Raw genomic sequence first — 9,416 nt, 5'->3', positions numbered from 1 at the left:
TAAAACAGACAATAAATTAAGAATCAAAAAAATCACGTGGAAATACAAATTTACTTGAGTTAATCGACAGTCTCAAAACTCCGCTTATTTCTCCTACCATTTAATTAAGAGCCAGAATCTCTATCCGTTAATGTAATTCTTTCCAATGCAGGAGAGGGACTGTTATTAAAAATGAGATCAGTTTTTTAATAATCGTAGTTTTTCGGCGCCCGCTATACTGTAAATCCTTCTTTATCATTATAGTGTAATTTCAGAGAAGCAAGTATGCTATTAAAAGGGGAAAAAATTAATTTTACAAAAGGTCCAGTCGACGGATGCTTTGAGGCTAGAGGAGGTAATGACAAATGAATGAAATCGATTTTTTACAGCAGGCGGTTCAATTAAGAAGTGAGGGGAAATTACATGAATCAAACGAATTACTTATTAGATTAGTGGAGCAACACCCAAACGATACATATATAGATTATCAATGTGCCTGGAGCTTTGATATGCTTGGTCAAGAATCCAAGGCTGTACAATACTACGAAAAGGCAATTCTAGGTCACCTGAATGACGAGGATTTGGCGAATGCCTATTTAGGTCTTGGTAGTACATACAGAGCCCTAGGGGAATACGGCAATTCAAAACATACGTTTGAACAGGGTTTGAAGCAGTTTCCGCACAATAAAGCCATTCAAGTATTTTATGCAATGACCTTATTTAATTTGAATGAACATGAGCGTGCAATGGAGCTTCTATTAAAAAATATTGCAACTACTTCGTCTAATCCTGATATTAAGAAATATAAAAATGCAATAGCCTTTTATAGTGATAAATTAAGTGAAGTGTGGAAATGAGTTAGCAGTTTTCTGTAAAATCAATCAACAGCATTCGACATATTGAATGCCGCCTGCCGTTTTTTCGGTTCCTTTTCATATGGGTGCTCGTGCTCGGCGATAATAAAAATCGCCCCCAGCTCGATGCCGTGACCATAATGCGCGGCTTCCTCTGGGGTAAGATGCAAAATGCGCAAGCTTGCTTCATAAACATTTTGGCGGGTAATGAAGCTGATCAATTGGTCCATCCAATTGCCGGCTGTATGAATCTGGATATCGGTATACATTTTCAGCGATTGAAAAGGACGGATATCTTTTGAAAACAGGTGAATTTCATGTTCCGAAAAGCCGTGCCCCCGAATGATATTCAGTTTTGCCAATGCTTCCTCAACTGTATACACTAACGCTATTTCACGACGATACTCCATCTAGCTCACCCCTTTTTTTCATTGTAATGGAATTTATAAGCAAGTGGTAGCGACAACAAAAAGAATTGCACTGTTTAAGTTGTAAATGGGGGAAATCCGAAACTTATAGAGTTTGAAACCCGTAGTATATTAAAGGAAAGCATTTCGATGAGACTTTATATTTTAGGTGACAACTATAGCATACGGATCAAAGGAGAGGACATATGTTTTTAAAATCGATAAAACTTAAAAGAGAGCAGATAGCTGATTATAATGCGTACCCATTCTCGATTCCGTTTATACGCCATATGGATGAGCTGGATGTAGATGCACCGATAACCTTTTTTGTCGGCGAAAATGGTGCAGGGAAATCAACATTGCTCGAAGCGATTGCCGATCAAATAGGCTTTAATCCAGCAGGTGGGAGTACGCAAAATTTCCAGGCATTCGATGTTCATGAATCACAGTCCTCACTTGGCGAATATGTGAAATTATCATGGTGGCCAAAAGTGACGAACGGATTCTTTCTGCGTGCGGAAACGTTTTATCAGTTTGCCTCGCATTTAGATGAAACGGATACAAACGGCTATAAAGCATATGGCGGAAAATCTCTTCATCATCAATCACACGGGGAGTCTTTTTTCTCGTTATTCCAGCATCGCTTTAACGGCAATGCAATATATTTGCTGGATGAGCCAGAAGCCGCACTGTCGCCTACAAGACAATTGGCTTTTTTGACATTGCTGCATGATTTGCTGAAGGAGGAAAATGTCCAATTTATTATTGCGACACATTCGCCGATATTGCTCGGCTATCCGGGTGCGGTCATTTATCAGTTTGATGAGCATGGAATCGAACAAGTGCAATACGAACAAACCGAGCATTATCAAATCACCTCGTATTTTTTGCAGCATCGGGAAAAAATGCTGCAGGAGCTATTTCATGAAGACGAAGAATGATTTCATTTAAACGAAATTCTTTAGACAGCTACTATTTTTCAGTATAAACTAGTAAATAATAGGAGGCGATTAATATGGAATGGCAGCAATTGCAGCAGCAAGCTGAGCATTGTCAACTACAACTGCTTGAAGCGGAGAAGCTACATAAAAAAATCGAAACAGTGGAACGTCTTATTGCACATGCGGAGCGAGAAATCGGGCGCCATCAATTGGATATGCAAAATGCGCGCAAACAATTGAATAAGCTGGAGGCATTTTCATTCGTCAATCTATTTCGTGAATGGTCAGGAAAAAAGGATGAATTAATCGAGCAAAACTTGGACCGTGCAGCTGTTACCGAACTTAAGCTTATCGAGTCCCAATTAACATACGAAGATTTGCAGGATGATCGTGTAGACCTTATTCATAAGCTGAATGCAATTAATGAGTCTTATGTCGAAGAGCAGTTAAAGCAGACAGATACGAAAAAACAGCAATGGCTGCAGGCAAATGCCCCTCACCTTGCTGCAAAATTAACCGATATTTTGGAGCAGGAGCTATTATGCAGAAAGCTTATAAAAGAAATTAATGAAGCAATGGATGCGGGAAATCATGCGTTAAGCAAGCTGACAGATGCAGGCTATGCGCTCAATGACGCAAAGTCTTACTCGACATGGGATACGTTTTTGGGCGGCGGCTTTATCGCAACTGCATTCAAGCATGAAAAACTTAATGAAACGAACAGTTATTTACATGACGCCCAAATGGCTTTGCAGCGCTTTCACAATGAATTATTGGATGTAAAAGAAATTCGCCAAGATTCGCTTGTTATTGATACAGACGGGTTTGTCATGTTCACCGATTACTTTTTCGATAATATTTTCACCGATTGGTCGATCCATTCAAAAATTACGACATCGATGAACCAAATTTCGCGCGTTCAAGATGATGTAGCCAATACAATTCGTGAACTGGAGCAAAAACTGAACATAACATTAAGAAAAGAAGTGGAGCTTCTGCGAGAAAAAGAGGGAATCTTAAATGCCGATGATCAAACATTGTTTTTTCAAAAATAGAGGCGTAGAATAAAGCTTAAATTAGCTATCCAAAAGGAGTTATGGAATATGAGTCGTTTAGTAGATGAGTTTTTACAGTTGGTGCAAATTGATTCTGAAACAAAGCATGAGGAATTGATTGCGCCTGTATTAGTCGAAAAATTGCAACAGATGGGTTTTGATGTTTTGCAGGACGATGCACATACACGCAATGGCCACGGTGCAGGCAATATTATCGCAACATTGAAAGGTGACGACGCGATTGAGCCGATTTATTTTACAGTACATATGGACACAGTCGTACCGGGAAAAGGGATTAAACCTGAAGTCCGCGAAGATGGCTATATATATTCGGACGGCACAACGATTTTAGGTGCAGACGATAAAGCGGGCATCGCGGCATTGTTTGAAATGGCCCGTCGTTTGAAAGAAAAGAATATTGCGCATGGTACGATTCAATTCATCATTACTGCCGGCGAAGAAAGTGGTCTAGTCGGCGCGAAAGAATTGGATCCATCGACAATTATCGCAAAATACGGATATGCTGTTGATAGTGATGGCAAAGTGGGAGGCATTGTTGTTGCGGCGCCTTTCCAAGCGAAAGTATTGACTAAAGTCATCGGCAAAACAGCGCATGCCGGTGTAGCGCCCGAAAAGGGGATTTCAGCGATTACAGTAGCTGCAAAAGCGGTTGCACAAATGAAGCTTGGCCGCCTGGATGAGGAAACAACAGCGAATATCGGCCGCTTCGAAGGTGGACAGGCAACTAATATCGTATGTGATGAAGTGACAATACTTGCCGAAGCCCGCTCCATTGACGAATCGAAGCTGCATGCACAAACAGCACATATGAAAGAAACATTTGAGCGTGTTGCACAACAATATGGCGCACGTGCGGAAGTAGAAGTGAAGCTCATGTATCCTGGCTTCCGCGCAACAGAAGAAGATCAAGTTGTAAAAATCGCAAAGGCGGCTGTGGAAGCAGTCGGCCGCACGCCGCAGCTAGGTGTATCAGGCGGGGGCAGTGATGCGAACGTCATTGCAGGTTTTGGCATCCCGACAGTGAACTTATCTGTCGGGTATGAGGAAATTCATACAACAAATGAAAGAATGCCGATTGAAGAGCTTGAAAAGTTAGCCGATTTATTAGAAGCAATCATTATGCAAACGACTAAATAAGAGGTGAACATATGGGTTTTGAAAAAGCGGTCGTATTTTTATGTGGCACGGAAGAGTATGCCGTACCTATTGATCAAGTAGTATCAATTGAAAAGCTGGAACGGGTGACACCGATCCCGCATTTGCCGAAATATTTGCTCGGTTTTACGCGGATTCGCGGGGAGCTCACACCGGTCATTGATTTTCAGTCCATTTTATACAATCGTCCGACGAATACCGCAACATCCAAAGTAATCGTATTGAAGACAGATATTATCAATTACGGATTATTAGTAGCGGATGCGAAGGAAATTATTGATTTTGAAGAAGGCATTTTAAAGCAAATGGGCCTTGTCAATTATGAAAAAACGAAATATTTTACAGCGGTGGCAAATTTGGAGGATCGAATGATTTCCTGTGTTGATCCAAGCATTCTTATCCATTCATTGGAAGGAATGCGCGAAATTATCGATTATTTGCACAAAATGCTGGAAAATGAAAAAGAACATGTAAACGAATAATGGCAAAAGCGCGAAAATCAATGGATGTTTTTTCGCGCTTTTTGTATGCAAAAAAATAGGCACTTTTCACTTTACATTATTATTGTGCTATTGTAATATGGTTTGAGTCGAGTACTCTAATTAAAGTACTTTTATGAAAGCTGAACATAGAGAGGAATAACAATATGAAATTTACACAGTTTTTAAAAACGAAGGGAGCTATCGCATCCATTTTTATGGGTATTTTTTATGCGGTCGCGATGCTGGGTATTTTCTTGCCTGGCTATACGGCACTTCCCGGCAATATGGATGATTTAAAAATTGCATTGGTTAATGATGATAAAGGGGAGACAGGCAGCCAAATCGCAAACCAGTTGTCGGAAAGTCTGCCGTTTAAAACAATTGAAACGGATATAACAAATAAAGCGGCGATGAAGGGACTGGAAAAAAACGAATTGGCGCTTGTCATTCACATTCCGGAAAGTTTCTCTGAAAATGCACAAAGCGGGGCGACAGCGAATATTGACTTCACGGTCAATGAAGCATCTGCAACAATGGTATCTTCCGCAATGTCTTCGGTAGTCACAGAAATCAATAAGCAATTGAGCGCAAGTTTCTCGCAGCAAACTGCACAAGGGGTATTAATGAATTTCAATGTGCCGCAAGAGCAGGCAGCGGAAATTTCATCTCAAATCGAAAACAGCTATGTAGGCAACTATGTGGTGATAAATGATGTTCCGGATGGCATGCATAATAATATGCTGCCGATGTTTTTAACGATGGCTGGTTATGTTGGAGCGATGATCGCTGCAATGCAATTGGTCGGTTCATTTAAAGCAAGCCGCGGGAAAGCAAGCAAAACGAAACTTTTCGTCTTCGTGCAAGGTACAGCTTTATTAATTGCTGTATTATCGACAATTGCAGCTTTATCGATCGTGTTTTCTATTACAGATGTGGAATTATCGCTATTGCTGCCAATTGCCGCACAGCAAGTACTTATGTATATGGCCGCATTTAATGTATGTGCGATTATGATTTTCTTATTGGGCGAGGGCGGTATGGTGCTGAATATCCCTATCCTTCTAATGCAGACAATCGCAAATGGAGCGACGATGCCACGCGATATGATGTATTTGCCATATGAATGGTTCAGCTATATTACGCCGATGTATCATTCGGTACAATCATATTTTGCCATCATGTTCGGCTCTATCAGCCCAGCACCATTCCTATGGGGATTAGCTGCGGTCGGCGGAGGTGCGATGCTGATCAATATTTTAATCGTATCGTTCTTCCATAAGCCGCTGCCCGTTACAGAGCCAACTGCTGAACCGGCAACGCAAAAAAACACAGCTGAAATTACGGTTTAATTCTGCTACTATAAAAGAAGGGCTTCAATCATTTTACTGGTTGAAGCTTTCTTAGTAATAGGTGATTACTCGAAAATAGGGGACGTTGAATGATGTCAATTCAGATTTATATTTTAAGCAAGTTAATCGAAGGAAACAATTATCCTTATAAATTAAAAAAGGAGCTTGCCAAGCCTGTGCCTTTTGACAAGCTCGCTGGACTAACAGAGAGTAAACTTTATTATCATTTTGAATCATTATCGAAGCAAGGATTTATCGAATCTGTCGAAGTTATAAAGGAAGACAATCGTCCGGACAAGCAAGTGTTTGCGATTACCGAAAGCGGTCGCAAGGAGCTGCCGAAAAAAATTTACACGCTATTTGAAAAGGCGAATAAATTGCAGGAAATGCTAATTGGATTAATTTTCATTCATCATGTGGACCGAAAAAAAGTCATCGAAATTCTAGAGCATAAAATTGATGCGATTCATTCAAAACTTGCAAACATAAAGGATATTCATGCAAAGCTTCATGTTGAAGGGTCAACGAAGGAAGTGGTAGAAGTTTTTGCCTCTTATTATGACAGCAGTTATAAGCTGGATATCGATTGGCTTGCAACCGTTATTGAGAAATTGAAAAATGAGCAGATTTAATGAAAGCCTAAAGATCCGCCGGTTGTGGAACTTTAGGCTTTTTCGTGCGCATTCAATTGAATTCGGGCATTTTGTTCTATATGATAAAAGAGGGCTGCAGCCAGCTGATTGACCACATACATAAAGGGGCACAAATTTGATGTGTTTGAATCATTTCATTTGCGCATAAAATGATTCAGCTAAACAGTGAGATCCCGTTTCTTCTTGAATTGCTTTATATAGGCAATGCCCGTAAAGCCAAAGACAAATACAGTGATGATGCCGAGTGTCAGCACGAGATTGTCCTCAACCCACTGAATATTGCCAAGCAGAAAGCCAGTGATCAGCCATACGGAAGTCCAAAGCACCGCACCAATAAAGTTATAGCGGAGGAATTTCCAATATGAAAAGCCGGTATAGCCCGAAATAAAAGGAGTCATCGTGCGCATGAGTGGAACAAAGCGCGAAAATGTAATGGCAACCCGGTCATAATCGATCAAAAACTGATGCGCTTTTTCCGTTGCTTGCTTTGAAATGATGCGCATCAAAAAGTTTCGCTTAGGAGGAATTTTCCGGAACATTTTGCCGATGTAGTAATTATTGCTATCTGCCAATGCCGTGGCAAAAATAAAGATAATGAAAAGCATCATTAAATCGAGCTTCCCGATTGCCGCCAGGGTTCCGCTTGTGAACACTGTGCTGTCGCCTGGTAGAAACGTTAAAATAACAAAGGCTGTTTTTGTGAACACGACTGCAAAAATAAGCAAATAAATATAGTTGCCGAGCTCTTTTATGTAATGAAAAATAAGCTGATCGATTTCGCGTAGAAATTGAATGATGTCTAATAGCATAAGTCGTTCTCCTATCAATAGGATTGGTAAATTCAAGTATAGCCGATTATGACTTTTTTGGATTGTATAAAGCATTGAATTGGCAATTTTGTTGTCGCTAAATTTGCAAACGGCAATATGGAATTACAGCAAAAATGATATTGCCCCATCTTTTGCAGCACGCACTAAAAATTCATCGGGGGAAGAAAATTAAAGGTTGGTGTAAAAATGAGTTTTACGAAACGTCCGAAAATCCATATTCCAAAGACGAAATCCGAATGGCTGATGGATATCGGCGGCTATATTGCTTTAGCGGCAATGCTGTCGATACTTGCCGTGAACTGGGGCGACTTACCGAATAAAGTGCCCGCCCATTTTGACGGCAGCGGCAATGTTGATCGCTTTGGCTCGAAACTGGAGCTGCTGATTTTGCCGGGTATCGCCATCGGGATGCAGCTTTTTTTAATGATTTTGGAGAAATTCCCGGAAACGCATAATTATCCGGAAAGATTAAATGAATCGAATATTGAAGCTTTTTACACAAATAGTCGCCAAACATTGAATTATATGCGCAATATAATTAATGTATTATTTGCGTATATCGTTTACCGCACAATCGATATAGCATTAGGCGATGAAGCCTCGATTGGCTGGCCGTTCTTTGCCATTATGATCGCGCTGTTTATCGTGCTCATTTGGAAAATCGTAAAAATAATGAAAATTAAATGATGAGGGGTTTGAACATGAAAGCATATTTAGCAAATGGATTATTTTCAATCGGAGACCGCTATGTAAATGAATTGCTGGCACGCGAAATCCGCGCGGCAATTCCTTCAATCGAATTATATGTACCGCAGGAAAACGATGCAATCAACGACAAAAATGCATATGCAAACAGTTTAGCGATTGCCGAAGCGGATTTATCGAGTTTGAAGGAAAGCGATGTATTAATTGCAGTAATCGACGGAGTGGAAATCGATTCAGGTGTAGCTGCTGAAATTGGCGCGTTTTCCATGTTGAACAGACCGATCATCGCATTATTTTCAGATGTGAGACAGTTGGGGCGGACAAACTCTAAAAAGATCGACGCACTCATAGAAGACGGCACGGAAAACCAGTTTATTTACCGCAATTTATTCGTTGTTGGCCTGATTAAACAAAATGGCGCAATCGTTTCGACAGTCGGGGAAGCTGTCGAGCAAGTGAGAGCGCTGCACAAGTAAATCGATGGAACGTAGCTGTATTTCTTTATAGGAATACAGCTTGTTTTAATTTTGCGGGCATTTGCCAGAAGCCTGACCGCAAAAAGCTTATTTGGAAAAAGTTTTAAAAATAGCCGACATTTTTTACATATTTTTAATCTTTATTCGTCTTTATAAATAAGAGAGGTGACGGACATGGATTTTGATGAGCTGTATGAGCAGCATTTTCACAAAACCTATCAATACATACGCTATATGGTGTCGAATGCGCAATTAGCCGAAGATTTAACGCAAGATACCTTTTTGCGGATCTACAAAACAAACTTGGCTAAAATCGATAATTATCAAAAATATACAAGGCAAGTCGCGCGAAATCTCGTCTATGACTATTATCGCAAAAAGGCATTAATCGAGTGGCTTCCATTTAAAAGCGCCCCGGAGCAGCGGGAATTTGTGGATCTACGTCAAATTTTCGGACACATTCTGCCTAAGTTTTTTCTTGGGGCAACATCCCGAACGGATTGTTCCAC

The 9,416-nt window shown here is 40.4% G+C and carries 12 protein-coding genes; 10 read left to right on the top strand and 2 right to left on the bottom strand.

Features of this window, described 5'->3' with window-relative positions; genetic code table 11:
- The first annotated feature begins 344 nt into the window (after window positions 1-344).
- Complete coding sequence (locus ACTHOQ_RS18330; protein ID WP_440497611.1) at window positions 345-836, top strand: tetratricopeptide repeat protein; 492 nt, start codon at window positions 345-347, stop codon at window positions 834-836.
- 20 nt (window positions 837-856) lie between these two features.
- Here ACTHOQ_RS18330 and ACTHOQ_RS18325 read toward each other — a convergent pair whose 3' ends face one another.
- Entirely contained in the window at window positions 857-1,243 is a 387-nt protein-coding gene (locus ACTHOQ_RS18325) for a YflT domain-containing protein (protein WP_440497610.1), read from the bottom strand.
- A gap of 203 nt (window positions 1,244-1,446) precedes the next feature.
- On the opposite strand from ACTHOQ_RS18325, the gene ACTHOQ_RS18320 reads away from it, so the two are divergent.
- The 6 genes from ACTHOQ_RS18320 (at window position 1,447) to ACTHOQ_RS18295 (ending at window position 6,875) form a co-directional block, all read left to right on the top strand.
- Window positions 1,447-2,181: an AAA family ATPase gene (locus tag ACTHOQ_RS18320; RefSeq protein WP_440497609.1), complete on the top strand. Its 735-nt coding sequence runs from the start codon at window positions 1,447-1,449 to the stop codon at window positions 2,179-2,181.
- 74 nt (window positions 2,182-2,255) lie between these two features.
- Window positions 2,256-3,236 (top strand): hypothetical protein, encoded by a 981-nt coding sequence (locus ACTHOQ_RS18315; protein WP_440497607.1) that lies wholly within the window; start codon window positions 2,256-2,258, stop codon window positions 3,234-3,236.
- A gap of 48 nt (window positions 3,237-3,284) precedes the next feature.
- The gene (locus tag ACTHOQ_RS18310; protein WP_440497606.1) at window positions 3,285-4,394 is read left to right on the top strand and encodes a M20/M25/M40 family metallo-hydrolase; all 1,110 of its coding nucleotides are present in this window, start codon (window positions 3,285-3,287) and stop codon (window positions 4,392-4,394) included.
- A gap of 11 nt (window positions 4,395-4,405) precedes the next feature.
- Entirely contained in the window at window positions 4,406-4,894 is a 489-nt protein-coding gene (locus ACTHOQ_RS18305) for a chemotaxis protein CheW (RefSeq protein WP_440497604.1), read from the top strand.
- A gap of 164 nt (window positions 4,895-5,058) precedes the next feature.
- Entirely contained in the window at window positions 5,059-6,243 is a 1,185-nt protein-coding gene (locus tag ACTHOQ_RS18300) for a YhgE/Pip domain-containing protein (RefSeq protein WP_440497602.1), read from the top strand.
- A 92-nt stretch (window positions 6,244-6,335) separates the two neighbouring features.
- A complete protein-coding gene (locus ACTHOQ_RS18295; RefSeq protein WP_440497601.1) occupies window positions 6,336-6,875 on the top strand; it encodes a PadR family transcriptional regulator in 540 nt (179 codons plus the stop codon).
- A gap of 179 nt (window positions 6,876-7,054) precedes the next feature.
- Here ACTHOQ_RS18295 and ACTHOQ_RS18290 read toward each other — a convergent pair whose 3' ends face one another.
- Entirely contained in the window at window positions 7,055-7,705 is a 651-nt protein-coding gene (locus ACTHOQ_RS18290) for a DedA family protein (protein ID WP_440497600.1), read from the bottom strand.
- 207 nt (window positions 7,706-7,912) lie between these two features.
- Between ACTHOQ_RS18290 and ACTHOQ_RS18285 the strand changes: the two genes are divergently transcribed.
- The 3 genes from ACTHOQ_RS18285 to ACTHOQ_RS18275 all read left to right on the top strand — a co-directional run.
- A complete protein-coding gene (locus tag ACTHOQ_RS18285; RefSeq protein ID WP_440497598.1) occupies window positions 7,913-8,413 on the top strand; it encodes a DUF1648 domain-containing protein in 501 nt (166 codons plus the stop codon).
- A 14-nt stretch (window positions 8,414-8,427) separates the two neighbouring features.
- Window positions 8,428-8,907, top strand: a complete 480-nt coding sequence (locus ACTHOQ_RS18280) for a nucleoside 2-deoxyribosyltransferase (RefSeq protein ID WP_440497596.1) — start codon at window positions 8,428-8,430, stop codon at window positions 8,905-8,907.
- Between the two features lie 174 nt (window positions 8,908-9,081).
- A partial coding sequence (locus ACTHOQ_RS18275; RefSeq protein WP_440497594.1) for an RNA polymerase sigma factor occupies window positions 9,082-9,416 on the top strand: 335 nt, incomplete at its 3' end.

The organism is Solibacillus silvestris (assembly GCF_051967575.1).
Taxonomy (GTDB): Bacteria; Bacillota; Bacilli; order Bacillales_A; family Planococcaceae; genus Solibacillus; species Solibacillus silvestris_B.
Note: the sequence above shows the minus strand (reverse complement) of the source record. Positions and strands in the feature narration are given on the sequence as shown.

What these genes read in the sequence shown, in the direction of transcription:
- ACTHOQ_RS18330 (WP_440497611.1), top strand. Translation starts at nt 345, where the DNA reads ATGAATGAAATCGATTTTTTACAGCAGGCGGTTCAATTAAGAAGTGAG.
- ACTHOQ_RS18325 (WP_440497610.1), bottom strand. Translation starts at nt 1,243, where the DNA reads ATGGAGTATCGTCGTGAAATAGCGTTAGTGTATACAGTTGAGGAAGCA.
- ACTHOQ_RS18320 (WP_440497609.1), top strand. Translation starts at nt 1,447, where the DNA reads ATGTTTTTAAAATCGATAAAACTTAAAAGAGAGCAGATAGCTGATTAT.
- ACTHOQ_RS18315 (WP_440497607.1), top strand. Translation starts at nt 2,256, where the DNA reads ATGGAATGGCAGCAATTGCAGCAGCAAGCTGAGCATTGTCAACTACAA.
- ACTHOQ_RS18310 (WP_440497606.1), top strand. Translation starts at nt 3,285, where the DNA reads ATGAGTCGTTTAGTAGATGAGTTTTTACAGTTGGTGCAAATTGATTCT.
- ACTHOQ_RS18305 (WP_440497604.1), top strand. Translation starts at nt 4,406, where the DNA reads ATGGGTTTTGAAAAAGCGGTCGTATTTTTATGTGGCACGGAAGAGTAT.
- ACTHOQ_RS18300 (WP_440497602.1), top strand. Translation starts at nt 5,059, where the DNA reads ATGAAATTTACACAGTTTTTAAAAACGAAGGGAGCTATCGCATCCATT.
- ACTHOQ_RS18295 (WP_440497601.1), top strand. Translation starts at nt 6,336, where the DNA reads ATGTCAATTCAGATTTATATTTTAAGCAAGTTAATCGAAGGAAACAAT.
- ACTHOQ_RS18290 (WP_440497600.1), bottom strand. Translation starts at nt 7,705, where the DNA reads ATGCTATTAGACATCATTCAATTTCTACGCGAAATCGATCAGCTTATT.
- ACTHOQ_RS18285 (WP_440497598.1), top strand. Translation starts at nt 7,913, where the DNA reads ATGAGTTTTACGAAACGTCCGAAAATCCATATTCCAAAGACGAAATCC.
- ACTHOQ_RS18280 (WP_440497596.1), top strand. Translation starts at nt 8,428, where the DNA reads ATGAAAGCATATTTAGCAAATGGATTATTTTCAATCGGAGACCGCTAT.